The sequence below is a fragment of the Streptomyces sp. NPDC055287 genome, from assembly GCF_053646035.1.
In genome coordinates this window covers 139,830-164,603 of sequence record NZ_JBSHNE010000005.1, presented here as the reverse complement: position 1 = coordinate 164,603, position 24,774 = coordinate 139,830, and the positions used below count along the sequence as shown (strand labels likewise).

Sequence of the window (24,774 nt, the reverse complement as noted above, 5' to 3'; positions counted from 1 at the left end):
GTCGGCGCACGTCATGCACGTCACGCATCTGTCGTTGGCCGACTTCCGCTCGTACGCCCGGGTCGAGGTCCCTCTCGATCCGGGCGTTTCCGTTTTCGTGGGGCAGAACGGGCAGGGCAAGACGAATCTTGTCGAGGCGGTCGGGTATCTGGCGACGCTCGGCAGTCACCGGGTGGCTTCGGACGCGCCGCTGGTGCGGATGGGTGCGGAGCGGGCGGTGATCCGGGCCGCTGTGACGCAGGGCGAGCGGCAGCAGCTGGTGGAGCTGGAGCTGAATCCGGGCCGGGCGAATCGGGCTCGTATCAACAGGTCGTCGCAGGTCAGGCCCCGGGATGTGCTGGGGATCGTACGGACGGTGCTGTTCGCGCCGGAGGATCTGGCTCTGGTGAAGGGTGATCCGGGTGAGCGGCGGCGTTTTCTTGACGAGCTGATCACGGCGCGGTCGCCGCGGATGGCGGGGGTGCGGTCGGACTACGAGCGGGTGCTGAAGCAGCGGAACACGTTGTTGAAGTCGGCGGCGATGGCGCGTCGGCACGGTGGCCGGTCGATGGACATGTCGACGCTGGATGTGTGGGATCAGCATCTGGCTCAGGTGGGCGCGGAGCTGTTGGCGCAGCGGTTGGATCTGATCGCGACGTTGCAGCCGTTGACGGACAAGGCGTACGAGCAGCTGGCGCCGGGCGGGGGTCCGGTGTTGTTGGAGTACCGGAGTTCGGTCGGTGAAGGTGCGGGGGCGGTGCGGTCGCGTGAGGAGTTGTACGGGCTGCTGGTGGCGGCGTTGTCGGAAGCGCGGAAGCAGGAGATCGAGCGGGGCGTGACGCTGGTCGGTCCGCATCGGGATGATCTTGTGCTGAAGCTGGGGCAGCTGCCGGCGAAGGGCTACGCCAGTCATGGCGAGTCGTGGTCGTACGCGTTGTCGTTGCGGCTGGCTTCGTACGATTTGCTGCGCGCCGAGGGCAATGAGCCGGTGCTGGTGCTCGATGACGTTTTCGCGGAGCTGGACGCGCGGCGGCGGGAGCGGCTGGCGGAGTTGGTGGCGCCGGGTGAGCAGGTGCTGGTGACGGCCGCGGTGGATGACGATGTACCGGGGGTGTTGTCGGGGGCGCGGTATGTGGTGTCCGGCGGCGAGGTGGCGCGGGTATGAGTGGTGTGAGCGGGGCGGGCGGGGAGTTGCCGCAGGAGCCGCCGAGGGTGCCGGAGCCGTTGAGGGCGCCGGAGTCGTCGGGGGTCGACCTGGCGCGGGTGGCGTTGCGTGCGGCGAAGGAGCAGGCGCGGGCGCGGGGTGCGGCGGCGCAGCAGAAGAGGCAGGCCGGGCGTGGTGGGGGTTTGCGGTCGGGTTCGGGGGCGGACGGGCGTGATCCGCTGGCGTTGGGTGCGGCGCTGGACCGGTTGAAGACGGAGCGCGGCTGGGAGATGCCGATGGCGGTCGGCGGTGTGATGGGCCGGTGGCCGGAGATCGTGGGCGGGGATCTGGCGAAGCACTGTGTGCCGCAGCGTTATGACGAGGACGAGCGGGTTCTCACGGTGCAGTGTGATTCGACGGCGTGGGCGACGCAGTTGCGGCTGATGCAGCGGGAGCTGCTGACGCGGCTGAACGGTGATCTGGGCCGGGACACGGTGCGGATGATCAAGATCTGGGGGCCGGGTGGTCCGCCGCGTCGTTTCGGTGCGCTGCGGGCTCCGGGGAGTACGGGTCCTGGGGATACGTACGGCTGAGAAGCGGGTGCGGCGCGGGTGTGGGCGTGAGGTGTCGCTCACGGTGGCGGGTGCTTGACAGCCGGAAGCGCTGGATGCCCGCGTGAGCCTCTTGGAGCCCCTTCCCGGATATGGGGAGTCGGACGGCGCCGGTTCAGGACGGCACATGGGTACTCAGGTACCGGCAAACCCCCATGAGTGTCCGCGCTACCGGTAGACTGGTGCACAATCCCGCCCGCTTGCGGGACACGTCGACTTATACAGAACGACGCGGCCGGTCCCGTTTGTCGGGGTTTCGGTTCGTGCTGTGCCAGAAAGGGCGCTTCGTGGCCGATTCCGGCGACCCCAACGAGAACATTCCTTCCACTGTCGTCGCGGGCGGCGAGGGTGCCGTCTCGGCGGCCTACGACGCCAGCGCGATCACCGTGCTCGAGGGCCTGGACGCGGTCCGCAAGCGGCCCGGCATGTACATCGGCTCGACCGGTGAGCGTGGTCTTCATCACCTTGTCCAAGAGGTCGTGGACAACTCCGTCGACGAGGCCATGGCTGGTCACGCGGACACGATCGACGTGACGATCCTGGCTGACGGCGGCGTGCGCGTCGTCGACAACGGCCGTGGTATCCCGGTCGACATCGTCCCGTCGGAGGGGAAGCCGGCCGTCGAGGTCGTGCTGACCGTTCTGCACGCGGGCGGCAAGTTCGGCGGCGGCGGCTACTCCGTCTCCGGCGGTCTGCACGGCGTGGGTGTGTCCGTGGTCAACGCCCTGTCGTCGAGGGTGGCTGTCGAGGTCAGGCGCGACGGCCACCGCTGGACGCAGGACTACAAGCTCGGTGTGCCGACGGCGCCGCTCACCCGTAACGAGGCCACGGACGAGTCCGGTACTTCTGTCACCTTCTGGGCCGACCCGGACGTCTTCGAGACGACCGACTACTCCTTCGAGACGCTGTCGCGGCGTTTCCAGGAGATGGCGTTCCTCAACAAGGGTCTGACGCTCAAGCTGACGGACGAGCGGGACTCCGCGAAGGCCGTGGCGGGTGCGGACACGGCGGACGGTACGGAGGACGACCAGGTCCGTACGGTCACGTACCACTACGAGGGCGGCATCGTCGACTTCGTGAAGTACCTGAACTCGCGCAAGGGTGAGCTGATCCACCCGACCGTCATCGACGTCGAGGCCGAGGACAAGGAGCGCATGCTCTCGGTCGAGATCGCGATGCAGTGGAATTCGCAGTACACGGAGGGTGTGTACTCCTTCGCGAACACGATCCACACGCATGAGGGCGGTACGCACGAGGAGGGCTTCCGTGCGGCGATGACGGGTCTGGTGAACCGTTACGCGCGCGAGAAGAAGTTCCTGCGCGAGAAGGACGACAACCTCGCGGGTGAGGACATCCGCGAGGGTCTGACGGCGATCATCTCGGTGAAGCTGGGCGAGCCGCAGTTCGAGGGCCAGACGAAGACCAAGCTGGGCAACACGGAGGCGAAGACCTTCGTGCAGAAGGTCGTGCACGAGCACCTCAACGACTGGTTCGACCGTAATCCGAACGAGGCCGCGGACATCATCCGCAAGGCGATCCAGGCGGCCACGGCGCGCGTCGCGGCCCGTAAGGCGCGTGATCTGACGCGTCGTAAGGGCCTGCTGGAGTCGGCGTCGCTGCCGGGCAAGCTGAGCGACTGCCAGTCGAACGACCCGACGAAGTGCGAGATCTTCATCGTCGAGGGTGACTCCGCCGGTGGTTCGGCGAAGTCGGGCCGTAACCCGATGTACCAGGCCATCCTGCCGATCCGCGGCAAGATCCTGAACGTCGAGAAGGCGCGGATCGACAAGATCCTCCAGAACACCGAGGTGCAGGCGCTGATCTCGGCGTTCGGTACGGGTGTGCACGAGGACTTCGACATCGAGAAGCTCCGCTATCACAAGATCATTCTGATGGCGGACGCCGACGTCGACGGTCAGCACATCAACACGCTGCTGCTGACGTTCCTGTTCCGCTTCATGCGGCCGCTGGTCGAGGCGGGGCACGTGTACCTGTCGCGCCCGCCGCTCTTCAAGATCAAGTGGGGCCGGGACGACTTCGAGTACGCCTACTCGGACCGTGAGCGCGACGCGCTCGTCGAGCTCGGCAAGCAGGCCGGCAAGCGGGTACGGGACGACTCGATCCAGCGCTTCAAGGGTCTCGGTGAGATGAACGCCGAGGAGCTGCGCATCACCACGATGGACGTGGACCACCGTGTCCTCGGCCAGGTGACCCTGGACGACGCGGCGCAGGCCGACGACCTGTTCTCGGTGCTGATGGGTGAGGACGTCGAGGCGCGGCGCTCGTTCATCCAGCGCAACGCCAAGGACGTCCGCTTCCTCGACATCTGAGTCGGCCGTGCAAGCCACCAGCCGCAGCTCGAAAGGACTTTGACCAGCAATGGCCGACGAGAACACCCCTGTCCCCGTGACGCCCGAAGAGGTGCCGCCCGTCGAGGGTGTGGGCATGCGTGTCGAGCCCGTGGGGCTCGAGACGGAGATGCAGCGCTCGTATCTCGACTACGCGATGTCCGTCATCGTGTCGCGTGCGCTGCCCGACGTGCGGGACGGTCTGAAGCCCGTGCACCGCCGTGTGCTGTACGCGATGTACGACGGCGGGTACCGGCCCGAGAAGGGCTTCTACAAGTGCGCCCGTGTCGTCGGTGACGTCATGGGTACCTACCACCCGCACGGCGACTCCTCGATCTACGACGCCCTGGTGCGTCTGGCGCAGCACTGGTCGATGCGTATGCCGCTGGTGGACTCCAACGGCAACTTCGGTTCTCCGGGCAACGACCCGGCCGCGGCGATGCGGTACACCGAGTGCAAGATGATGCCGCTGGCCATGGAGATGGTCCGGGACATCGACGAGGGGACCGTCGATTTCCAGGACAACTACGACGGCCGCAACCAGGAGCCGACGGTTCTGCCGGCGCGCTTCCCGAACCTGCTGATCAACGGTTCGGCGGGTATCGCGGTCGGTATGGCCACCAACATCCCGCCGCACAACCTGCGGGAGGTGGCGGCCGGCGCGCAGTGGTTCCTGGAGAACCCGGAGGCGGGTCACGAGGAGCTCCTGGACGCGCTGATGGAGCGCATCAAGGGCCCCGACTTCCCGACCGGCGCGCTGGTGGTGGGCCGTAAGGGCATCGAGGAGGCGTACCGGACGGGCCGCGGCTCGATCACGATGCGCGCGGTGGTGGCGGTCGAGGAGATCCAGAACCGTCAGTGCCTGGTGGTCACGGAGCTTCCGTACCAGACCAACCCGGACAACCTGGCGCAGAAGATCGCCGACCTGGTGAAGGACGGCAAGGTCGGCGGCATCGCGGACGTCCGTGACGAGACGTCCTCGCGGACGGGCCAGCGCCTGGTCATCGTGCTGAAGCGGGACGCGGTCGCGAAGGTCGTCCTGAACAACCTGTACAAGCACACCGACCTGCAGACGAACTTCGGCGCGAACATGCTGGCGCTGGTGGACGGTGTGCCGCGCACGCTGTCGCTGGACGCGTTCATCCGGCACTGGGTGACGCACCAGATCGAGGTCATCGTCCGGCGTACGCGCTTCCGACTGCGCAAGGCGGAGGAGCGGGCGCACATTCTGCGCGGTCTGCTCAAGGCGCTGGACGCGATCGACGAGGTCATCGCGCTGATCCGGCGCAGCCAGACGGTCGATGTGGCGCGTGAGGGCCTGATGGGCCTGCTGGAGATCGACGAGATCCAGGCGAACGCGATCCTGGAGATGCAGCTGCGCCGGCTGGCGGCTCTGGAGCGGCAGAAGATCGTCGCCGAGCACGACGAGCTCCAGGCGAAGATCAACGAGTACAACGCGATCCTCGCCTCGCCCGAGCGTCAGCGGCAGATCATCAGCGAGGAACTGGCCGCGATCGTCGACAAGTTCGGTGACGACCGCCGGTCCAAGCTGGTGCCCTTCGACGGTGACATGTCCATCGAGGACCTGATCGCCGAGGAGGACATCGTCGTCACGATCACGCGTGGCGGCTATGTGAAGCGTACGAAGACGGACGACTACCGGTCGCAGAAGCGCGGCGGCAAGGGCGTGCGCGGTACGAAGCTGAAGGAAGACGACATCGTCGACCACTTCTTCGTGTCGACGACGCATCACTGGCTGCTGTTCTTCACGAACAAGGGCCGGGTCTACCGGGTCAAGGCGTACGAGCTGCCGGACGCCGGCCGGGACGCGCGCGGGCAGCACGTCGCGAACCTGCTCGCTTTCCAGCCGGACGAGCAGATCGCGCAGATCCTGGCGATCCGTGACTACGACGCGGCGCCGTACCTGATCCTGGCCACCAAGGGCGGCCTGGTGAAGAAGACGTCGCTGAAGGACTACGACTCGCCGCGTTCGGGTGGTGTCATCGCGATCAATCTGCGGGAGACCGCGGACGGCAGCGACGACGAGCTGATCGGCGCGGAGCTGGTGTCGGCGGAGGACGATCTTCTGCTGGTCAGCAAGAAGGCGCAGTCGATCCGCTTCACGGCGACGGACGATGCGCTGCGGCCGATGGGCCGTGCGACTTCGGGTGTGAAGGGCATGAGTTTCCGTGAGGGAGACGAGCTGCTCTCGATGAATGTCGTCCGGGCCGGTACGTTCGTGTTCACCGCCACCGATGGCGGGTACGCGAAGCGGACCCCCGTCGACGAGTACCGGGTCCAGGGTCGCGGTGGTCTGGGTATCAAGGCCGCCAAGATCGTGGAGGACCGTGGCTCGCTGGTGGGCGCGCTGGTGGTGGAGGAGACGGACGAGATCCTCGCCATCACGCTCGGCGGTGGTGTGATTCGTACGCGAGTCAACGAAGTCAGGGAGACGGGCCGTGACACCATGGGCGTCCAACTGATCAACCTGGGCAAGCGCGATGCCGTCGTCGGTATCGCTCGTAATGCCGAGGCCGGTCGTGAGGCCGAAGAGGTGGAAGGTTCCGAAGGGGCCGACACCGAGCCGGTCGAGGGCGACGTGGTCGAGGTTGCCGAATCCGTCGAGGGCGCAGCGCCTTCGGCCGGGGAGCACGAGGAGTAAAGCGTGAGTGGAGCCACGGGCGCCGGAGCGGCCGCTTCCGAATCTGGAGCACCCGGTGCCCGTGGCTCTGCCGCGGACTCCCAGGGGGGAACTGTGACCGATACGCGGGGGTCTCAGCCGCAGAGTTACGACGGGTACGCGAACGGGCCGCTGCCCGGTGAGCGGGATCCGCAGGGGCAGGGCCAGTCGGCGCAGCCTTATCACCCGCCGCAGGCGTATCCCTCGCCCCAGGGCGGTGCGTCGGGCACGCAGAGCGGGCAGCAACGGGCCGGGCAGCAGCCGGGTGTCGCCGCGGTGCGTCTGCCGCGGACCGGGGCGCGTACGACGCCGCGCACGCGCAAGGCGCGGCTGCGGGTGGCCAAGGCCGACCCGTGGTCGGTGATGAAGGTGAGCTTCCTGCTCTCCATCGCGCTGGGCATCTGCACGATCGTGGCGGCGGCCGTCCTGTGGATGGTCATGGACGCGATGGGCGTCTTCTCCACGGTGGGCGGGACGATCAGCGAGGCGACGGGCTCCAACGAGAGCAACGGCTTCGACCTGCAGTCCTTCCTCTCGCTGCCGCGGGTGCTGATCTTCACGTCGGTCATCGCGATGATCGACGTGGTGCTCGCCACGGCGCTCGCGACGCTGGGCGCTTTCATCTACAACCTGTCGGCAGGCTTCGTCGGCGGCGTCGAGCTGACGCTCGCCGAGGACGAGTAGGAAGCCGGCGGAACCGATTTTGGTACTGCCCCCGAGGTGCGCTAATCTTCAGGGGCAGCGCGGGGCTATAGCTCAGTTGGTTAGAGCGCATCCCTGATAAGGATGAGGCCACAGGTTCAAATCCTGTTAGCCCCACCGCGGACCTGAAAAGGTCGAAGGCCCGGCAGATCGTAAAGATCTGCCGGGCCTTCTGCTGTGCGGAGCGCGTCAGTTGGGTGGCTGTCTAGGTCACCGATCGGTATCGGTCGGTGTGTATAGTCGGGCGCCAGAAGTCTCCTACGTCAAGGAAAGACGAGGTCGCGCGGTGAAGAAGCTTCTCCTGGTCGCACTGGCCGCCATCGGCGGGCTCCTCGTGTACCGCCAGATCCAGGCGGATCGCGCCGAGCAGGATCTGTGGACGGAGGCGACTGACTCCGTGCCCGCAGGTTCGGGTGTGTGAGACCCAGTAGTCCGAAACACTGGCCCCGGTCGCTCAGCGGCCGGGGCTTTGTGCTGTCCGGGGGACGGCCGGACGGGTCGCGGTCCGTTGTTGCGGGACTGTGACGGCATCCTGCTTGAATTCACCGAAGCAAATCACTAGCTTGCATAAGCAAAGCAGGGTTGGCGCGTGCGGGGAGCGCGACGCGTCCGTCCTCGTGAAGCCGGACAACAAGGGTGATACGGCGGCCCGCGCAGACAGCGCCGGGGCAGGCGGGGCAGGATGGACCGGCACCGCGCCCGCCGCCGCCGCGGCGGCGGGCGGCGCTGTCGTCCTGGCCGCTCCGGGCTCGTGCTCGTGGCGATGCGGCGCAGGGCGGCCAAGAAGACGACGAGGGGTGGCGCGTGATGAGGCAGCGCAGCAGGGGCAGGGTGGTGCCGGCCGTGGTGGCGGCGCTGTGCGCGGTGGCGGCGCTGCCGGCGCAGGCACGGGCGGCGGGCGGGCCCAGCCCGTACACCTTCGATCCGCAGGCGAAGCCGGTCAGGGGCGCGGTGACCAACACCGACTCCGAGCAGCTGACGCCGGGCAGGACGTACCGGGACTCGATCAAGCCGGGCGGCAAGCTTTTCTACCGCCTGGAGCTCGACGACAAGTCCAACGCCTATGTGTCGGCGACCGCCGTGCCCAAGCCGGGCACGAAGGTGTCGTACGCCGACGAGCTCAAGGTGACGCTCCAGGACCGCGGCGGGAACTCGTGCAGCTACAACACAGCGCAGTTCAGCTCCGCGGAGTTCGCACGGCCGATCGGGACCTATGCGCACCGGACCATCGAGGAGGACGCCTCCTGCCAGCAGCAGGACACGTACTACGTTCTGATCGAGCGGACCAGTGAGGCCACCTCGTCGCGCGAGCCGTGGGACCTGGAGATCCGGCATGCGACGGAGCCCGGGGTGAAGGCGGGCGGGGCGACCGCGGCGCCTGAGAGCTGGCCCAGCGTCTCACCGGCGCCTCCGGGTGGCGGGGCTCAGGACCGCAGGGGCGGCACGAGCTTCTACGGTGCGACCGGGCTGAAGCAGGGCGAGTGGCGCGACAGGATCAAGCCCGGCGAGACGCTGTTCTACAAGGTGCCGGTCGACTGGGGCCAGCAACTGTTCGCCAGCGCCGACCTCGGCAGCGCTGCGGGCGACGGCTATGTGTCCAACGCGCTGACCATGGCGCTCTACAACCCGGCGCGGGGGCTCGTCGACAGCGCGACCGACGTGGCGTACGACGGCAAGCAGAAGTCGTCGGCGTTCGACCCGCTGCCGCCCGTCGCGTACGAGAACCGCTTCGACTCGTCCGAGGCGGTCAACGGGATGCGGTTCGCGGGCTGGTACTACCTGAGGGTCAGTCTGAGCCCGGAGGTGGAGAAGGAGTTCGGGTCCAAGCCCTTCGGGCTTTCGCTGCGGCTGAACGTCAGGGGCGATGCGAAGAACGCGCCCGCGTACACCGGGACCGCCGGTGACTTCCAGGTCACCGACAAGGACCGGAACGCGGCGGAGGACGGGCTGAGCACGTCCGCGGCGGCGAAGAGCGACACGATGCGGCTCGTCGCGGCGGCCGGGATCGGTGCCGGGAGTGTGCTGGTGCTCGGGCTCGGGGCGTGGACGCTCGTCGCCAGGCGGCGCGCGGCGGCGGGTCCGCCGCCCGCCGGGCCGGGAGCCGCGACCGGCGCCGGGCCCGGCCATGACAGCGGGGCGCCCACACAGTACGGGCCGCCGGCGGCCTGGTAGGCCGGCCGCCGGTCCCCCTCCGGGGGCGAACGGCCGGGGGCGACCGGGACTCAGCTCTGGGTCAGTGCCCAGATGCCCACCGCGAAAAAGACCAGGGCCAGCAGCAGCACCGGGACCGCCACCTTCGGGGGCGGTCCCGGCCGCTTGTGCGGGGCCTGTACGGGGGCGTGCGCGCCCCGCGGGACCGGCGCCTCCCGCGGAGTGGGAACCTCCGGGCCCTGACCGGTGTATGGACGAGTGAGGGCTTGTTCGTAGTGCGCCGCGGCCCGGGGGCCCTGGGAGGGATGCGGCGCCGCGCCGGAATGGGGGGAGGCCGCGTGGGCGGGCAGGGGTGCGGTGCCGGGTATGGACGGGTTGCCCGGGTTCGAGGGGTGCGCCGGGTTCGATGGGTGCGGCAGTGGGGGCTGCTGCGGGGGCGGGGCCAGGTGGAAGCTGCCCGTCTCCGACATGGACGACGGCTGCTCGGCGGACTGCGCCTGCCGGCCGCCGCTGGGTACGTCGCCCTGTACGTGGCCCTGTACGCGGCCCTGGCCTTGACTCTCTGCGTGTCCCTGTACGTGGCCCTGTACGTGGCTCTGGGGGCCGGGTGGGGGCGGTGTGGCGGGCCCGTCCGGGCCGAAGCCGGGCGGAAGCGGACCGATCTGGTCGAAGATCTCCACCGGCTCCTCACCGGGGCCGGGCTCGGGCAGCATCTCGACGGCGGCGGTCAGCGCCTTGCGGGCGCCCGTGGCCGTTCGGAACCTGGCCTGCGGGTCGGGCTGCAGCATCCCGGCGATGACCTGCCACAGCGGCTCCGGGATGCCCTGCGGGGCGCTCGGAGTGCCGTACGTCGCGAAGTGCTCCACCAGGGCCTGGGAGTCGGGCTTCTGACCCTGGACCAGGTAGAGGGCGACCAGGCCGACCGCGAACAGGTCGGCCGGGAAGTCCGGCTCGGCGCCCATCAGCTGCTCGGGTGCGAAATAACCGGGCGTGCCCACCACATAGTTGGTCTCGGTGAGACGGGGTTCGCCCTTGCGCATCGAGATGCCGAAGTCGGACAGCCGCAGATGCGGGCGCCCGGTACCGGTCGCTTCCAGCAGGATGTTGGCCGGCTTGATGTCGCGGTGCACGACACCTTCCGCGTGGACCGCCGTGAGCCCGGCGAGGAGCTGGTCGAGAAGGGTGCAGACGAAGCGGGGCGGCAGCGGGCCGTAATCGCCTATCACGTGCGCCAGCGAGCCGCCGCTCACCAGATCCATGGTGAACAGCACCTTGTCGTCGTCCGCGGCCCAGCTGGCCGGGGCGAGCACGTGTGGGTGGTCGATCCGCAGCGCCTGCTCGCGTACGAAGCGCAGCAACGTGTGCGCGTCGCTCTGCTGGAGCACCTTGGCCGCCACGTACCGGCGGCGCCGGTGGTCCCACGACCGCCAGACCGCGCCCACTCCACCGCGTCCGATCGGGTCGATCAGCTCGTACCGACCAGCGAAGATCTCACCCATTGCGCTGTGCCCGCTCCCCGGTCCGCCTGCCTCAGCTCTGGTGCGCCTCGTAGTGGGCGACCGCCTCCGCGGTGCGCCCTGCGCCGTACACCCTGAGGAACTCTGCCAGTTCGGGGTGGGACGCGGCGAGCGTGTCCGCCGCATCTATGATGTCGCCGGCCGCCGCCACGGAGCGCAGCAGTGACTGGATCTCGCGCACCACGCGCCGCACGGTCGGCGCACCGGAACTGGCTGTCGTCTGGCTGGTGTTGCTGAGCACGGAGCCACCCTGGGACTTCTTGATCTCTTCCATCCGGTCCGTCGCCTCAGCGGCGCTGACGCTGCCGTCGGCGACCTGGCCGGCCAGGTCCTGCAGAGCCTGCACGCGCTGCACCACGGCCGGATTTCCGATCTTGGCGCGCTGGCCGCTCATCAGCTGGGACAGCATGGGCGCGGACAGGCCCAGCACGGCGGCGAGTCTGGCCTGATTCAGGCCCAGATCGTCGATCAGCCGACGGAAGAGCGCCCCCAGAGGCTCCCCGTACCAACTGCGCTGAAGCTCTCTGGCTCTGGCCGTCGACTCTTGCTGCGCTGCGTCCATTGCGTCTCCCCTTCGCTGCTGCGAACCTCGCCGAGCATCTTACGGAGCGTGGTCGCCGACCGGGAGTCCCAATCTTTTTGCAGGATCGGGGGGGACACCCGGTACTCTGTTCTGCGGCGGTGGCCACGGTGCGGTTGTGACCGGTCGCCTCCACCCGTTCCCGGGGCCTTAGCTCAGTTGGTAGAGCGCTGCCTTTGCAAGGCAGATGTCAGGAGTTCGAATCTCCTAGGCTCCACAGAGAAGCTGCCCCTCTGGCCTGTTTCACCAGGTCAGAGGGGCATTTTTCTGTCTCAGAGCGCGGCGTCCCGGGCGAGCAGCGCGGCCTGTACGCGGTTCTCGCAGCCCAGCTTCGCCAAAATCCGGCTGACGTACGTCTTCACCGTGGCCTCGCTCATGTGCAGGCGCTTGCCCGCGTCCGCGTTGGACAGGCCCTCGCCGAGCAGCGCGAGGACGTCGCGTTCCCGCCCGCTCAGTGACGTGACCAGCCGCCGTGCTTCCTCGGTACGGGCCGGCGCCCGCCCGGAAGCGAGCTGCTCCACGACGTGCCGCGTCGCCCCCGGCGAGAGATAGGCGTCCCCGGCCGCGGCCGCCCGTACCGCCCGGATCAGCTCGGCCGGCGCCGAGTCCTTCAGCAGGAAACCGGCGCCGCCGCTCTCCAGGGCCCGCAGGACGTTCTCCCGCTCGCCGAACGTCGTCAGCACGATCACCCGCGCCGCGGGTACCGCCCTGCCCAGTTCGGCGAGTGCGGTGAGCCCGTCCATCACCGGCATCTGCAGGTCGAGCAGCACCACGTCCGGGGCGTGGACGCGCGCCAGCTCGACGGCCTCGCGGCCGTTCGCCGCCTCCGCCACGACCTCGATGGCCCGGTCCGAGGTGAGGATCATCCGGATCCCCGCCCGGATGAGGGGCTCGTCGTCCGCGATCACAACCCTGATGTGCGGAACCGTCACGCTTACTCCTACAGCTGCCGCTCATCTACTGCACGACGTCGTACGACTTCTTCTCGATCAGCTTGCCGTCCCGGAAGCAGAAGCGGAACACCGGCTCCGCCGCCAGACTGTCGCCGATCTCCGACGACGCGAGGACCAGGCACTCCGATCCCTCGGGCTTCGCGGGCCCCTTGCCGTCGAGGCCGGAGGTCATGAAGGAATCACCGTCGGGCAGGCTGTCGCGGACTTCGCTCTCCGACGTGCCGACCTTCACCGCCTCGTACTCGTTCGGCTCGATCATGCCCCGGTCCATCGATCCCGCGAGAAAGAAGAGACCGAACCCTCCCGCCACCACCAGCAGCAACAGTGCCCCCGCCGCGATCCCGCAGCCCAGTGCGACCCCGCCGGCCCTGCTCCCACGCCTGCCACTCATCGCCAGCTCCCTCTGCACAGCGGTCCAGTCCATGACAGGACCACCGTTGCCGAGAGGGACCGCAGACGACTGCTGCCGGAAGTCGTCCTCCGCATCGACCAAAGGCGCTGCGAACGGCGCCGGAACCTTGGCGGGCGGGAGGCCGTCGGCGCCGTACGGCAGGACGCCGGCGACACGGAAGCCGCCGCCGTCGGTACGCCCCGCGTGGACCATGCCACCGACCAGCCGGGCCCGCTCCCGCAGCCCGGTGAGGCCCTGCCCGCCGCTGACCACGTCACCCGGGTCGGCCGGAGCGGGGCCGTTCGCGATCTCGACGACCAGTGAGTCCGGTTCGTAGCGCAGCTCGACGGTGATCGCGGCGCCCGGCGCGTGCTTGTACGCGTTGGTCAGCGCCTCCTGCACGATCCTGTACGCCGCGTGATCGGCGGCCGCGGCCAGCGGCCGCCGACTGCCCGCGCACCGCAGCTCGACACCGTTGCCGGCCGCCCGCGCCGCCGCCACCAGGGCCTCGATGCCCGCGGCGCCCCGGGCCGCCGGGTGCGGGTCCTCGGCGGGCGGCGGGCCCGGGGCGGCGGCCGCGTCGTCGCGCTCCACCCCGTCCCGCAGGATGCCGACGACCTCGCGCAGCTCGTGCATGGCGGCGACCGAGGCGTTGCGCAGTACGCCGACACCTTCGCGCTGGCGGTCCGTCAGGGCGGGGTCGACCTCCAGGGCGCCCGTGTGCACGGAGATCAGCGCGAGCTGGTGGCCCAGGCTGTCGTGCATGTCCTGGGCGATCCGCTGCCGCTCACGCAGCCGCGCCTGCCCTGCCACCATGGCGCGCTCGCGCAGCAGTTGGGCGTTGTGCTCCTGGAGGGCGTGCAGCAGGGTGCGGCGCTGGGTCCAGTAACGGCTGGCCAGGCCGGGCACGACCGTCGTCGCGAGGAAGTACAGGGTGCTGAACAAGATCAGCGCCAGCGGGGAGAACCGCGGCAGCTCGGCGGCGACCCCGATGCCGACGGTCAGGACGTACGAGGTGGTGAAAGCCGCCAGCGCTCGCCCGGCACCCGGAATCCGGCGCCCCGCCGACCACCCCGCCACGATCAGCAGCGGCCCGAAGCCGGGCAGCACGCCCGACGCCCCGCCCGAGAGCACCAGCACACTCGCAGGCAGCCGGCTGCGCAGCAGCGACAGCACGGCGACGCCGAGGGCGGTACCGAGCTGCACGAGCCCCGTGCTGCCCATCAGCTCCTGGGTCCCGGCCGCCAGCAGCGCCAGCACCACGGCGAGGACCGTCTCGCCCGCGATCCGGCGCCCGGACCAGGGCTCGGGCCCCGCCAGCCACAGCCGTCCGGCCCTGATCTTCGATGACACGTCCACGGCCGCACTCTAAGCAGCGGGCCAGGGCGGCCGCCGCACACTTTCGTCGCCCCCCGCCCCTACGAAAGAGAACACGCGGGACAAGCGGAACGAGTGGACCAACGGGGGGACACCGCACGGTCCTGCGCACACAGCACGGGTGCCGGGAGACCCGGAGGTCTCCCGGCACCCGTCCGTGCCGTCGTACCGCGACGCCGGTTGTCAGCTGTTCTCAGTCGTCCTTCTTGTCGCGCTCCGCCGCCTCGGCCTCTGCCTCGGCCTGCTTGGCCTGGACCTCCGGGTCCAGCACCTGACCGCTGCCGTCGACCGACGTCAGTGGCGCACGGTCGGAGACCTCCGTCGCGGCGGGGGGCTCGACCAGCCAGTCCGGGTTGGCCTGCTTGTCCCACCACTTCCAGGCCGCGAAGGCACCCGCCGCCAGCACACCGGCGACCGCGAAGCCCTTGGCCACCCGGCCGGCCTTGGCCCTCCGCTCGTGTTTCTTGACGAGCTTGCGGATCTCCTTCGCCGTGACCTGTCCGCGCAGGGCTGCCACGGCTGCCGCGCTGCGCGCGGCGGCCTGCTCACGTACGGGCGCCGCGACCGCAATCGCGTGCTCCACGCGCGGGACGGTGTAGTCGGCGGCCTGCCGGGCCGCGTGCCGGGTCCGTACCGCGGCTCGCTGGGCGGCCACGTCGACCTTCGGGGGCACGTGGGTACGGGCCTGCTCTATGCGCGGCGCCACATGCGCCCCGTACTGGACACGCGCCTGCTGAGCGGCCTTGGACACCTTCGGCGCAAGCCGTACGCGGGCGTCGTGCGCGTACTGCGTGGCGTGGTCCTTGGCCGTACCGGCGTAGGGCGCCACCACTTCCGCGGCGTGCAGCACGCTCTCCTTCGCCGATTCGGATGCGGCGCGCACGCTGTCGATGCGGGTCACTGGATCCTCCTCCTTGGTGGCGGTTCGTTGTATCGCCTGTCCACCCATTTCGAAATCATGCCCGCCGAAGGCCATCACGGCACGTGCGAGCGGGCATCCGGGTCATGGGCGGCGACTCGGGGCAATCCCAGGGCCCTGCGGGCATTGCGGTGCAAGGAGCCCAGCGCACGACAATGCCACCTTTCGCCGACGCCCGCGGCGGTTCGGCGGGTACTCGTCGTAAACCGTCCGTGCGAGGATCGGCGGACGCGTCAGTGAAGACTTATGGAAGGCAGAACGTGGCCGAGCAGCTTTACGCCACCCTCAAGACCAGCCTGGGCGCCATCCAGATGCGGCTCCTGCCGAATCACGCGCCGAAGACGGTCAAGAATTTTGTGGAACTCGCACAGGGTGAGCGGGAGTGGACGAACCCCGAAACGGGGCAGAAGACCACGGACCGGCTGTACGACGGCACTGTTTTCCACCGCGTGATGCGCGACTTCATGATCCAGGGCGGCGATCCCCTGGGCAACGGCACCGGCGGCCCCGGCTACGAGTTCAAGGACGAGTTCCACCCCGACCTCGCCTTCGACCGGCCCTACCTGCTGGCGATGGCCAACGCGGGCCCGGGCACGAACGGCTCGCAGTTCTTCATCACCGTGTCGCCGACGATGTGGCTGACGGGCAAGCACACCATCTTCGGCGAGGTCACGGACGCCAGGAGCCAGAAGGTCGTGGACGCCATCGCGGCCACACAGACCAATCCGCGCACCGCCCGCCCGCTCACCGACGTCATCATCGAGTCGGTCGTCGTCGAGACCCGCTGAGACCGTCGCGTACGGTGCGCCGCCCGCCGGGGAACCAAACCGCACCGCCCGTCCGTACTGGAGAGGCGGGGCGGTGTGGTGAGCCGTACCGCCAAGAGGCACACCAGGGACCTAGGGGACGGACCGATGGACCACTGCTACCGGCATCCGGGCCGTGAGACGGGCATCCGCTGTACGCGCTGCGAACGCCCGATCTGCCCGGAGTGCATGATCAGCGCGTCCGTCGGCTTCCAGTGCCCGGACTGTGTCCGCGAGGGCTCGGGCACGGGCCACGCCCCGGACGCCGCCCGGCCGCGCACGCTCGCGGGCGGCACGATCGCGGGCGACCCGCGGCTGGTCACCAAGATCCTGCTGGCGATCAATGTGGCGCTGTTCGTCGCGGTGCTGGCACGCGAGTCCCTGGTCAACGACCTCGCGCTGGTCGGTGAGTGGCAGCCCGGCCCGTTCGGGCCCGTCGAAGGCGTCGCGACCGGCGAGTACTACCGGCTCGTCTCATCGATGTTCCTGCACCAGGAGGTCTGGCACATCGCCTTCAACATGCTGGGCCTGTGGTGGCTCGGTGCGCCGCTGGAGACGGCGCTCGGGCGGGTCCGGTACCTGGCGCTCTACTTGGTCTCCGGCCTGGCGGGCAGCGCGCTCACCTATCTCCTCGACGATCCCGCGCAGGGGTCGCTCGGCGCCTCCGGCGCCATCTTCGGGCTGCTCGGCGCCACCGTCGTCCTCATGCGCCGCATGAACTACGACCTGAGGCCGGTCCTGCTGCTCCTCGCGCTGAATCTGCTCTTCACGTTCACCTGGAGCGGCATCGCCTGGGAGGCCCATGTCGGCGGTCTCGTGGCCGGCACCCTCGTCGCGATCGCCCTCGTGCACGCCCCGCGCCGCCGTCGGGCACTGGTGCAGTTCGGCGCCTGCGGGCTGGTCCTGCTCGCGACCGCCGGGATGGTCGCGGCGCGGACAGCGATGCTCACCTGAGCGTCCGGGGCGTCGATTGCGCGCCCAGTTGTCCACAGCGGGCGACGGACCTTGTGCATTCAGGTGGAACGGATGGGTACAGCTGTGCCCCTCGTCGCTGAACTGGCTTTTTCCAGTCCGGACAAGGGGCACGCTGTACGTCTCAGAAGTCCCCGGCAGTCACACCGGCGTCAACACGCTGTGAGTTATCCACAGATCGTCTGACCTTTCCCCACCGTGTGGACAACGCTGTGGATAACCTCTGGTCAGAGCTTGCGCGGCCCAGGCGGGGCAGGGCCTACTTGGCCTCTGCTCCGTCTACTTCCACTGCGTGGAGACGCCGAAGCCGGCGGCGATGAAGCCGAATCCGACCACGATGTTCCAGTTGTCGAAGCTCTGGATCGGCAGATCGCCCTCGGTGACGTAGAAGACCACGATCCAGGCGAGCCCGATGAGGAAGAGTGCCAGCATCACCGGAGCCACCCAGCTCCGGTTCGTCAGCCTGATGGCCGTCGCCTGCTTCGAAGGCGCCGGCGGCGGCGTGAAGTCTGACTTCTTGCGGATACGTGACTTCGGCACGAGGGACTCTCCTGTCGATGCGCTGCGTTACCGCGCAGGGAACTGTGACTGGCGCCCGGTGCGGGAGCAACGGGGAACACTGCCTCCCCCGGGCGTCCGTTAGCGTAGTGCTTCCGCGGCGTCGAAGGAGATAAGGGTACGTTGAGCAATTCTGCCGACTCTCCCAGCGAACCCGCCCGGCGCCCCGCCCTGCGGCCGGTCAGACTACTGACGGCCGGGGTCTTCGCGCTCGCCGGGCTGATCTTCGTCACGAGTTTCAATACGGCCAAGGGCACCAATATCCGTACCGATGCCTCCCTGCTGAAGCTCTCCGACCTCATCGATCAGCGCAGCCACAAGAACAAGGAGCTGGGCGAGTCGACGGCGGCCGTGCGCGACGACGTCGACGCGCTCGCGGAGCGCGGCGACAGCAGTACGCGGGCCGAGGACGCGAAGCTCAAGGCGCTGGAGGCGTCCGCCGGGACCAAGAAGCTCACCGGCGCCGGCCTCACCGTCACCCTCGACGACGCCCCGCCGAACGCCACGGCCAACCCCGGCTACCCCGAGCCGCAGCCCAACGACCTGGTCATCCACCAGCAGGACCTCCAGGCGGTCGTCAACGCCCTGTGGCAGGGCGGCGCCAAGGGCATCAGGGTCATGGACCAGCGGCTGATCTCCACCAGCGCGGTGCGCTGCGTCGGCAACACCCTGATCCTTCAGGGCCGCGTCTACTCGCCGCCGTACAAGGTCACGGCGGTCGGCGACCGGGACCGGCTCCAGAGCGCGCTCACCGCCTCCACGGCGCTCCAGAACTACCAGCTGTACGTGAAGGCGTACGGGCTCGGCTGGAAAGTCGACGAACTCGAGGCGGTGACTCTTCCCGGCTACTCGGGCACAGTGGATCTCCACTACGCGAAGCCCGTCGAGCAGGCCGGTCAGGCCGAGTAGGCGGCTGAACGGGGGAGCCCATGCGGGGGCGCGTCTCGGTGCGGCTGGTCGTCAGGTCCTTCAGTGAACTGTGCGTCACCGTCGGCGCCTTGATCGTGCTGTTCGTCGTGTACGTGATGTTCTGGACCGGCGTCAGGGCCGCCGAATCGAGCGACGGGCAGATCGACAGGCTCCAGGACACCTGGGCGCGCAGCCCGCTCCCGGGGCCCGCCCCGGCCCCGTCCGCCGGGGTCGCGCCGCCCGCCCCCGAGGCGTACGAGCCGGGCAGACCCTTCGCCGTGATGTACGTGCCGCGCCTGGGCAGCGACTGGGACTGGCCGGTGCTCGAGGGCACCCGGACCAGGACGCTCCAGAAGGGCCTCGGCCACTACACGGGCACCGCGCGGCTCGGTGAGACGGGCAACTTCTCCGTCGCGGGCCACCGCCGTACGTACGGCGATCCCTTCAAGGACTTCCCGAAGCTGCGGCCCGGCGACGCGGTGGTGCTGACGGACGGCACGACCTGGTTCACGTACCGCGTCGGCAACAAGCCGTACCGGACCGTTCCCGACGACATCGGTGTCATCGCCGACGTTCCCCGGAAGGCCCCTTTCGAGGGGCCCGGGCGCTATCTGACGCTGACGACGTGCGATCCGGAGTGGGGCAGCAGCCACCGGCTGATCGTGTGGGCGCACCTCGACGCCACCCAGCCCGTGGAGGACGGCGAGCCGCCCGCTTTGCGCGGCTGACCCACAAGCCTTCGCCGTCGCCCTTTACTCTGGGTTTCGACCGAACGGAAGGGACAGCATGTACGGCTGGATCTGGCGGCATCTGCCGGGCAACGCATGGGTGCGGGCGTTCATCTCGCTCGTACTGATCCTGGCGGTCGTCTACGCACTGTTCCAGTACGTCTTCCCGTGGGCGGAGCCCCTGCTTCCGTTCAACGATGTGACGGTGGACGGGGGGTCGGGCCAGTGAGCGCGCGGATCCTGGTGGTCGACAACTACGACAGCTTCGTCTTCAACCTCGTCCAGTACCTCTATCAGCTCGGCGCCGAGTGCGAGGTGCTGCGCAACGACGAGGTGGAGCTGAGCCACGCCCAGGACGGCTTCGACGGCGTGCTGCTATCGCCGGGCCCCGGCGCCCCCGAACAGGCGGGCGTGTGCGTCGACATGGTGCGTCACTGCGCCGAGACGGGTGTGCCGGTCTTCGGTGTCTGCCTGGGCATGCAGTCGATGGCGGTGGCGTACGGCGGTGTGGTGGGCCGGGCCCCCGAGCTGCTGCACGGCAAGACCTCCCCGGTGACACACACGGGCGTCGGCGTCTTCGCGGGACTGCCTTCGCCCTTCACGGCGACGCGCTACCACTCGCTGGCGGCCGAACCCGAGGCGCTGCCCGCCGAGCTGGAGGTCACGGCGCGGACGGCCGACGGGATCATCATGGGGCTGCGCCACCGGGATCTGCCGGTCGAGGGTGTGCAGTTCCACCCCGAGTCGGTACTGACCGAATACGGGCACCTGATGCTGGCCAACTGGCTTGCCCGGTGCGGCTTTCCGGGAGCGGTGGAGCGGGCGGCCGGGCTCGCGCCGGTGGTGGGCAAGGCCGCCGCGTGACGGCGCTCCGCCCCGAACACGACGCCGGCCGGGAAGCCTCGTACGAGCAGGGTGCGTACGAGGCGGCAGGCGCGTTCGAGGCGGCGGTGGACCAGCTGGCGGATCCGCTGAACGATCCGTTGCCGGGGCAGGAGCGGCGGCCGGCGGACCAGGGACCGGTTCCAGGCCCTGTCCCTGACCCCGGGCCGGCTCCGGGAGAGACCTCGCCGTGGTTCCGGTCGGCGACCGTGCCGCAGGCGCAGGCGCAGGCGCAGGCGCAGGGGCACACCCAGGCCCCGGATGCGGGGTACGGGGAGCCTCAGTATCCGCAGCAGCAGTACGAGCCGTACCGGCCGCCCGTACAAGAACCCGCACAACAGGCCGCGCAAGAGCCTCAGCGGCCCCTCCAGCGGCCTCAGGAGCCGTACGACTCCCCGGAGTACTCCCAGGGCTGGTACGGCGGTCAGGAGCCCGCACCGGCCTCCGCACCGGCCCCCGCACCGGTTCCCTCCCCCACGGCCGTGTTCGACGACGAGACGGTGGCCCTGCGGACCGACGACACCCGGCGAAGAGCCGGGGCCGAACCGGAATCTGTCACCCGTCCCGGCCCGCCGCCGGTCACCGGTGGCCGCGCGGAGCGCCGCAGGGCCGCCAAGGGCAAGGGAAGCCGCGCCAGGGTTCCCGAGGAGAAGGCCGGCACGAGCACCGAGCCGCCGCGCTCCCGGCTGGAGGCCAGGCGCGCCGCCCGCGCGGCGAAGGACAGCCCGGCAGTCGTCGCCAGCCGGTTCTTCGGGGAGATGTTCATCTCGCTCGGCGTGCTGATGCTGCTGTTCGTCACGTACCAGCTGTGGTGGACCAATGTCCGGGCCGATCTGTTCGCCGGAAACGAGACGGACAAGATCCAGGAGGGCTGGGCGAAGGGGCGCAAACCCGGGGCGTTCGAGCCCGGCCAGGGCTTCGCCATCATGCACATCCCCAAGCTGGACGTCGTGGTCCCGATCGCCGAGGGCATCAACAAGGGGCGGGTCCTCGACAACGGCATGGTGGGGCATTACGCGGAGGGCAAGCTGAAGACGGCGATGCCGTCGGACAAGCGGGGCAACTTCGCGGTCGCGGGGCACCGCAACACGCACGGCGAGCCCTTCCGGTACATCAACCACCTGAAGCCGGGCGACCCGATCGTCGTCGAGACGCAGGACACGTACTACACGTACGAGATGGCGAGCATCCTGCCGCAGACTTCTCCTTCGAACGTGAGCGTGATCGGGCCGGTGCCGCCGGGTTCCGGTTTCACCAGGCCCGGCAGGTACATCACGCTGACGACCTGCACGCCGGAATTCACGAGTACGTACCGAATGATCGTGTGGGGCAAGATGGTCGACGAACGGCCGCGCAGTAAGGGGCAACCCGACGCGCTCGTCGGCTGAGACCGGGCCGGCCGGACGCGACGTAAGAGACTCAGGACGGGGACGGGTGCGGTGGCAGCCAGGACGACCGAGCAGGACGAGCAGACCGGCACGCCCGTGCCCGCGTCGGCACCCGCGGCGGCGCGGAGGAAGCGTGGACGTGTCGCGGGCACGGTGAGCTTCTTCGGCGAGCTGCTGATCACGGCGGGCCTGATCCTCGGCCTTTTCGTCGTCTACTCGCTGTGGTGGACGAACGTGCTCGCCGACCGCGACGCGGACAAGCAGGGCAATGAGGTGCGCGACCGGTGGGCGGGCGGCCCCGGGGCGCTCGACACCAAGGACGGCATCGGCTTCCTGCACGTGCCGGCGATGAAGAACGGCGAGGTGCTGGTCAGGAAGGGCACCGACGCCAAGGGCCTCAACCGCGGTGTCGCCGGTTACTACACGGACCCGGTCGAGTCGGCCCTTCCGGCGGACAAGCAGGGCAACTTCTCGCTGGCGGCGCACCGCGACGGGCACGGCGCGAAGTTCCACAACATCGACAAGCTCAAGGACGGCGACGCGATCGTCTTCGAGACGAAGGACACCTGGTACGTCTACAAGGTGTACGCGCAGCTTCCCGAGACCTCGAAATTCAACGTGGACGTGCTGAAGCCGGTTCCGAAGGAGTCGGGCAAGAAGAAGCCGGGCCGCTACATCACGCTGACGACGTGCACGCCGGTCTACACGTCGAAGCACCGGTACGTGGTGTGGGGCGAGCTGGAGCGTACGGAAAAGGTCGACAGACACCGCACGCCGCCGGCGGAGCTGAGCTAGCGGCTGCCGCACACGAGACGGGCCCGAAGCCGCAACTTGGACTTGCGACTTCGGGCCCTTTCGCGGAACTCCCGCCGGTTCATGCCGTCGGGGGAAGCCGTCACCCTGGGTTCGGGGCACGCAAGAAAGCCCGTGGACTGCACGCAAGAGGGCCGTGGACCTGCACGCCAGAAGGCCCGTGGACTGTACGCAAGAAGGGCCGTGGACTCCGGTTGAAGTCCACGGCCCTTCCGGGTACTGCGCGGGGCTAGTCGCTCTCGGCGTTGCGGCCGAACGCGCCGCCGAAGAGGCCGCCGGCGTCGTTGCCGCCGTTGTTGCCCCCGTTGTCGCCTCCGCCGTCACCGCCGCCGGCCGCGGTGGTCAGGTTGACCGCCGTGCCCTTGGGGACCTGCTGGCCCACCGCGGGCTGGGGGAGGATGACGATGGCTTCGTCGTCCTGCGAGCCGTTGATCGTGCCGACGGTGAGCTCGGCGTCCTCGATCGCCTTGCGGGCGTCCTTGAGCTTCTGGCCGGTCACGGGCGGTACCGCGACCTGTTCCGGGGCGGCGGCCTTGGCGACGGTCAGGGTGATGGTGCCGCCCTCGTCCGTCTGGCTGTTGCCCACGGGGTCCTGCTTGATGACCGAGTTCGGAGTCTCGGTCGACTCCTCGTCGATGCGTGCGACCTGGAAGCCGAGGTCGGTGAGCTGCTTCTTGGCCGCTTCGAAGTCCTGGCCGACGACGGGTGGGACATCGGCCTTGGTGGACTTGGCGATGGAGAGGGTGACCGTCTCGCCCTTCTCCGCCTTCGTGCCGCCCTCGGGGTCCTGGTCGACGACCGTGCCGACCGTCTTCTCGGACTCGACCGACTTGGTCTCGACCTCGAAGCCCTTGGCCTCAAGATTCTTCGTCGCCCTGCGCTCGGACTGTTCACTGACGTCCGGGACCTCGATCTTCGGAGCGCCGGTGGAGACGACGACCGTGATCGTCGAGCCCTTTTCGACCTCCTGGCCGCTCTCCGGGGACTGGCTGCAGACCTTGCCCCTGGGCTGGCTCTCGCACTCCTTGCGTTCCCCGACCTCGACCGTGAGGTCGGAGTTCGTGCCGAGATCCTTCGCCTTGGCGAGGCTCTCGCCGACGAGGACCGGCACGTCACGTTTGTCCTTGTCGCCGCCGCCGGGGAAGATCGACTTGCCGATCAGGATCGCGCCGACGAGGACGAGGACGCCCGCGAGGACGAGCAGGATCGTCGAGGTGTTGCTCTTCTTCTGCTGCCTGCGGCGGTCCGGGCGGTCGTCGTAGCCGTAGCCGCCGTCGTCCGGGTTGACCGGCGGGAGCATCGACGTCGGGGCGCCGCCCCCGTCGGCCGGGCGCAGCGCCGTGGTGGGCTGGTCGTCGCCGTGGCCGCCGTAGCCGCCGTAGCCGACCGAGCCGAGGGCCGAGGTGGCCGCGACCGGCTGGCCGTCGAGGCAGGCCTCGATGTCGGCGCGCATCTCGTCGGCGGACTGGTAGCGGTAGTCGGGGTCCTTGACCAGCGCCTTCAGGACAATGGCGTCCATCTCGGGCGTGATCTCGGGGTCGAAGTTGCTGGGCGGCTGGGGCTCTTCCCGTACGTGCTGATAGGCGACCGCGACCGGGGAGTCCCCGATGAAGGGCGGTCGTACGGTCAGCAGCTCGTAGAGCAGGCAGCCGGTGGAGTAGAGGTCGGAGCGCGCGTCGACCTGCTCGCCCTTGGCCTGCTCCGGGGAGAGGTACTGGGCGGTGCCGATGACCGCGGCGGTCTGCGTCATGGTCATGCCGGAGTCGCCCATGGCGCGGGCGATGCCGAAGTCCATGACCTTGACCTGGCCGGTGCGCGTCAGCATGACGTTCGCCGGCTTGATGTCGCGGTGGACGATCTGGGCGCGGTGCGAGTACTCGAGCGCCTGGAGGATGCCCACGGTCATTTCCAGGGTGCGCTCGGGCAGCAGCTTGCGGCCGGAGTGCAGCAGCTCACGCAGGGTCGACCCGTCGACGTACTCCATCACGATGTACGGGATGGAGACGTTGTCGACGTAGTCCTCGCCGGTGTCGTAGACCGCGACGATCGCCGGGTGGTTCAGCGAGGCCGCCGACTGGGCCTCGCGGCGGAACCGGGCCTGGAAGGACGGGTCGCGGGCGAGATCCACCCGCAGCGTCTTCACGGCGACGGTGCGGCCGAGCCGGGTGTCGTGCGCGATGTAGACCTCGGCCATGCCACCACGGCCGAGCACCGAGCCCAGCTCGTACCGGCCGCCGAGGCGACGCGGCTCTTCCATAGCTAATCCAGCCCTCTCCGTCTGTCCCGACCGCACCTGTGTGTGGTCCGGCGGTGTGCTGTCCGCGCATACGGTACCGGGCGGGCCGTATCTGGTCCGCCCGCGACTG

At 69.3% G+C, this 24,774-nt stretch carries 22 protein-coding genes and 2 tRNA genes; 17 read left to right on the top strand and 7 right to left on the bottom strand.

The annotated features are described in order from the left end of the window. The first annotated feature begins 13 nt into the window (after positions 1-13). The 8 genes from recF to ACWIHY_RS10695 all read left to right on the top strand — a co-directional run bounded on the left by recF (position 14) and on the right by ACWIHY_RS10695 (position 9,636). A complete protein-coding gene (recF, locus tag ACWIHY_RS10730) occupies positions 14-1,144 on the top strand; it encodes a DNA replication/repair protein RecF (protein WP_454375285.1) in 1,131 nt (376 codons plus the stop codon). Continuing rightward, positions 1,141-1,716, top strand: a complete 576-nt coding sequence (locus ACWIHY_RS10725; protein WP_454375284.1) for a DUF721 domain-containing protein — start codon at positions 1,141-1,143, stop codon at positions 1,714-1,716. Before recF ends, ACWIHY_RS10725 begins: the two co-directional genes overlap by 4 nt. 281 nt (positions 1,717-1,997) lie before the next feature. Continuing rightward, a complete protein-coding gene (gene gyrB / locus ACWIHY_RS10720; RefSeq protein WP_454375283.1) occupies positions 1,998-4,064 on the top strand; it encodes a DNA topoisomerase (ATP-hydrolyzing) subunit B in 2,067 nt (688 codons plus the stop codon). A 49-nt stretch (positions 4,065-4,113) separates the two neighbouring features. Next, entirely contained in the window at positions 4,114-6,744 is a 2,631-nt protein-coding gene (gene gyrA / locus ACWIHY_RS10715; protein WP_454375282.1) for a DNA gyrase subunit A, read from the top strand. A 93-nt stretch (positions 6,745-6,837) separates the two neighbouring features. Continuing rightward, positions 6,838-7,446 carry a DUF3566 domain-containing protein gene (locus ACWIHY_RS10710; protein ID WP_454375281.1) on the top strand — a complete coding sequence of 203 codons (609 nt, stop codon included), beginning with the start codon at positions 6,838-6,840 and terminating at the stop codon, positions 7,444-7,446. A 61-nt stretch (positions 7,447-7,507) separates the two neighbouring features. Beyond that, positions 7,508-7,581: transfer RNA gene (locus ACWIHY_RS10705), tRNA-Ile, on the top strand. A gap of 169 nt (positions 7,582-7,750) precedes the next feature. Continuing rightward, a complete protein-coding gene (locus ACWIHY_RS10700; protein WP_003958712.1) occupies positions 7,751-7,885 on the top strand; it encodes a DLW-39 family protein in 135 nt (44 codons plus the stop codon). A gap of 386 nt (positions 7,886-8,271) precedes the next feature. After that, the gene (locus ACWIHY_RS10695) at positions 8,272-9,636 is read left to right on the top strand and encodes a hypothetical protein (protein ID WP_454375280.1); all 1,365 of its coding nucleotides are present in this window, start codon (positions 8,272-8,274) and stop codon (positions 9,634-9,636) included. A gap of 50 nt (positions 9,637-9,686) precedes the next feature. Here ACWIHY_RS10695 and ACWIHY_RS10690 read toward each other — a convergent pair whose 3' ends face one another. Continuing rightward, entirely contained in the window at positions 9,687-11,114 is a 1,428-nt protein-coding gene (locus ACWIHY_RS10690) for a serine/threonine protein kinase (RefSeq protein WP_454375279.1), read from the bottom strand. 31 nt (positions 11,115-11,145) lie between these two features. Continuing rightward, positions 11,146-11,694 carry a helix-turn-helix domain-containing protein gene (locus tag ACWIHY_RS10685; RefSeq protein ID WP_454375278.1) on the bottom strand — a complete coding sequence of 183 codons (549 nt, stop codon included), beginning with the start codon at positions 11,692-11,694 and terminating at the stop codon, positions 11,146-11,148. A gap of 162 nt (positions 11,695-11,856) precedes the next feature. Here ACWIHY_RS10685 and ACWIHY_RS10680 point away from each other — a divergent pair. Next, positions 11,857-11,929: transfer RNA gene (locus ACWIHY_RS10680), tRNA-Ala, on the top strand. Between the two features lie 55 nt (positions 11,930-11,984). Here the strand turns inward: ACWIHY_RS10680 and ACWIHY_RS10675 are convergent. From ACWIHY_RS10675 to ACWIHY_RS10665, 3 genes are all read right to left on the bottom strand, one after another. Then, a complete protein-coding gene (locus ACWIHY_RS10675; protein WP_454375277.1) occupies positions 11,985-12,644 on the bottom strand; it encodes a response regulator transcription factor in 660 nt (219 codons plus the stop codon). Positions 12,645-12,669: 25 nt separating this feature from the next. Continuing rightward, positions 12,670-14,415, bottom strand: a complete 1,746-nt coding sequence (locus ACWIHY_RS10670; RefSeq protein ID WP_454375276.1) for a sensor histidine kinase — start codon at positions 14,413-14,415, stop codon at positions 12,670-12,672. Between the two features lie 211 nt (positions 14,416-14,626). Continuing rightward, positions 14,627-15,334, bottom strand: coding sequence for a DUF5324 family protein (locus tag ACWIHY_RS10665; protein ID WP_454375275.1), 708 nt, complete (start codon positions 15,332-15,334; stop codon positions 14,627-14,629). Positions 15,335-15,612: 278 nt separating this feature from the next. On the opposite strand from ACWIHY_RS10665, the gene ACWIHY_RS10660 reads away from it, so the two are divergent. Beyond that, positions 15,613-16,140: a peptidylprolyl isomerase gene (locus ACWIHY_RS10660; protein WP_454375274.1), complete on the top strand. Its 528-nt coding sequence runs from the start codon at positions 15,613-15,615 to the stop codon at positions 16,138-16,140. A gap of 126 nt (positions 16,141-16,266) precedes the next feature. Then, positions 16,267-17,112, top strand: coding sequence for a rhomboid family intramembrane serine protease (locus ACWIHY_RS10655; protein WP_454375467.1), 846 nt, complete (start codon positions 16,267-16,269; stop codon positions 17,110-17,112). A gap of 297 nt (positions 17,113-17,409) precedes the next feature. Here the strand turns inward: ACWIHY_RS10655 and crgA are convergent, their stop codons facing one another. After that, complete coding sequence (crgA, locus tag ACWIHY_RS10650) at positions 17,410-17,670, bottom strand: cell division protein CrgA (protein WP_069927918.1); 261 nt, start codon at positions 17,668-17,670, stop codon at positions 17,410-17,412. Between the two features lie 141 nt (positions 17,671-17,811). Here crgA and ACWIHY_RS10645 point away from each other — a divergent pair, with 141 nt between their 5' ends. Genes ACWIHY_RS10645 through ACWIHY_RS10620 form a run of 6 tightly spaced genes read left to right on the top strand, consistent with a single transcriptional unit; the run spans position 17,812 to position 22,390 of the window. Continuing rightward, a complete protein-coding gene (locus tag ACWIHY_RS10645) occupies positions 17,812-18,597 on the top strand; it encodes a DUF881 domain-containing protein (RefSeq protein WP_454375273.1) in 786 nt (261 codons plus the stop codon). 20 nt (positions 18,598-18,617) lie between these two features. After that, positions 18,618-19,325, top strand: a complete 708-nt coding sequence (locus ACWIHY_RS10640) for a class E sortase (RefSeq protein ID WP_454375272.1) — start codon at positions 18,618-18,620, stop codon at positions 19,323-19,325. A gap of 58 nt (positions 19,326-19,383) precedes the next feature. Continuing rightward, entirely contained in the window at positions 19,384-19,554 is a 171-nt protein-coding gene (locus ACWIHY_RS10635; protein ID WP_454375271.1) for a hypothetical protein, read from the top strand. Continuing rightward, positions 19,551-20,189, top strand: a complete 639-nt coding sequence (locus tag ACWIHY_RS10630) for an aminodeoxychorismate/anthranilate synthase component II (RefSeq protein WP_454375270.1) — start codon at positions 19,551-19,553, stop codon at positions 20,187-20,189. The genes ACWIHY_RS10635 and ACWIHY_RS10630 overlap by 4 nt, the downstream gene beginning before the upstream one ends. Continuing rightward, positions 20,186-21,595, top strand: coding sequence for a class E sortase (locus ACWIHY_RS10625; protein WP_454375269.1), 1,410 nt, complete (start codon positions 20,186-20,188; stop codon positions 21,593-21,595). The genes ACWIHY_RS10630 and ACWIHY_RS10625 overlap by 4 nt, the downstream gene beginning before the upstream one ends. 51 nt (positions 21,596-21,646) lie before the next feature. Then, positions 21,647-22,390 (top strand): class E sortase, encoded by a 744-nt coding sequence (locus tag ACWIHY_RS10620; RefSeq protein ID WP_454375268.1) that lies wholly within the window; start codon positions 21,647-21,649, stop codon positions 22,388-22,390. A gap of 247 nt (positions 22,391-22,637) precedes the next feature. Here ACWIHY_RS10620 and pknB read toward each other — a convergent pair whose 3' ends face one another. After that, positions 22,638-24,665, bottom strand: coding sequence for a Stk1 family PASTA domain-containing Ser/Thr kinase (pknB, locus tag ACWIHY_RS10615; RefSeq protein WP_454375267.1), 2,028 nt, complete (start codon positions 24,663-24,665; stop codon positions 22,638-22,640). Between the last annotated feature and the right edge of the window lie 109 nt (positions 24,666-24,774).

Bases quoted from the DNA above. Each gene is read 5' to 3' on its own strand.
- recF (WP_454375285.1), top strand. From the start codon at position 14: ATGCACGTCACGCATCTGTCGTTGGCCGACTTCCGCTCGTACGCCCGG.
- ACWIHY_RS10725 (WP_454375284.1), top strand. From the start codon at position 1,141: ATGAGTGGTGTGAGCGGGGCGGGCGGGGAGTTGCCGCAGGAGCCGCCG.
- gyrA (WP_454375282.1), top strand. From the start codon at position 4,114: ATGGCCGACGAGAACACCCCTGTCCCCGTGACGCCCGAAGAGGTGCCG.
- ACWIHY_RS10695 (WP_454375280.1), top strand. From the start codon at position 8,272: ATGAGGCAGCGCAGCAGGGGCAGGGTGGTGCCGGCCGTGGTGGCGGCG.
- ACWIHY_RS10690 (WP_454375279.1), bottom strand. From the start codon at position 11,114: ATGGGTGAGATCTTCGCTGGTCGGTACGAGCTGATCGACCCGATCGGA.
- ACWIHY_RS10685 (WP_454375278.1), bottom strand. From the start codon at position 11,694: ATGGACGCAGCGCAGCAAGAGTCGACGGCCAGAGCCAGAGAGCTTCAG.
- ACWIHY_RS10655 (WP_454375467.1), top strand. From the start codon at position 16,267: ATGGACCACTGCTACCGGCATCCGGGCCGTGAGACGGGCATCCGCTGT.
- ACWIHY_RS10640 (WP_454375272.1), top strand. From the start codon at position 18,618: ATGCGGGGGCGCGTCTCGGTGCGGCTGGTCGTCAGGTCCTTCAGTGAA.
- ACWIHY_RS10635 (WP_454375271.1), top strand. From the start codon at position 19,384: ATGTACGGCTGGATCTGGCGGCATCTGCCGGGCAACGCATGGGTGCGG.
- pknB (WP_454375267.1), bottom strand. From the start codon at position 24,665: ATGGAAGAGCCGCGTCGCCTCGGCGGCCGGTACGAGCTGGGCTCGGTG.